The sequence below is a fragment of the Peribacillus sp. P4_C12 genome (assembly GCF_056402095.1).
Map to the genome: position 1 here is coordinate 1 of NZ_JBFUIB010000908.1, position 1,069 is coordinate 1,069.

Sequence of the window (1,069 nt, forward strand, 5' to 3'; positions counted from 1 at the left end):
CCTCAGATGAATCATCATTAGATTGGCTTTCCAAGATGGTTACATTTTTAACGTTTGAAAACGGGAATACGACAAGCCCGTCCTTCTCGGTGGATAACACTAAAAACTCCTCTTTTGCATCTAAAACCCGGCCAATCTTTGATTCCGGCCCTCCACCATTCACTTTAATGGAGCTAGCGACAAGTGTTTCCAATAATCCCAAATAAGTATTTGGAAAAACACGCGCTTCATCTACCGGTAATACATCAACACTGGCTTTTTTCGCTTGCCCGATTACCATTTTCAAATACTGACTGGCATAATAAACTAATTGATTATCTTCTGTTTGAAGAACAATATAATCGTCCTTCACTTCTAATAGCTTGCCTTCTCTAGAATCCGGCCCGCCTTTAAACACCTTCACAAATTTACCTTTCAAAGCTTCAAGGTACGGTAAATTAACAGTCTCTGCCATTTTTCCTTTAGCCTCCAATAGTTATTTATACTTTAATGATATCCGTACTGCATATATATGCGCCTTCTTTCTAATAGGGACTTTGCTAATCACCCATTTTAAAGTAAATCCTCGTTCCCCCATAAAAGATGCAAGGGCTTTTCTCCATGCAATCAAAAAAAACCTCGGAAACTTTTCCGAAGCTACATTATTATTTTTCCTTCATATATGAAATTAGCACACGGGCACTTTCCTTTTGCCCGGATTTTGTAACTGTCACATAGACCTTTCCTGATTTTTTACCGACTTGCTTAATGGAAGATGTCACTCTTTTCCCCTTTCCCGTTAATTTAGCAAACACACTCCCTTTTGAGTTGTTCACCTTAACTACTCACTTTCACGGTATCGGTCTTTCCTTTATTATTCGATGCATTCTCTTGGTTTTTTTTTAAGATGCTGATATTTCCCCTTTATAGTAACCAATACGTTTTTTCACAATAAAAAAAACTCCAAATACTAATTTGGAGTCATACAATTTACCTATGATGTCCCTTCAGCCACCCGACCACCGATTTCCCACTACTTTCGCGGAGGTCCTCGACATTTTCCTTGGCGACGATCTTGCCATCCTTAATC

The 1,069-nt window shown here is 38.7% G+C and carries 1 protein-coding gene and 1 pseudogene; both read right to left on the minus strand.

Annotated elements, in window-relative coordinates; all coding sequences use genetic code 11:
* A pseudogene (locus tag AC1DUW_RS30125) lies at window positions 1-454 on the minus strand (hypothetical protein); the annotation flags it as partial.
* A 190-nt stretch (window positions 455-644) separates the two neighbouring features.
* Window positions 645-815, minus strand: coding sequence for a hypothetical protein (locus tag AC1DUW_RS30130; protein ID WP_477644355.1), 171 nt, complete (start codon window positions 813-815; stop codon window positions 645-647).
* Window positions 816-1,069: the final 254 nt, after the last annotated feature.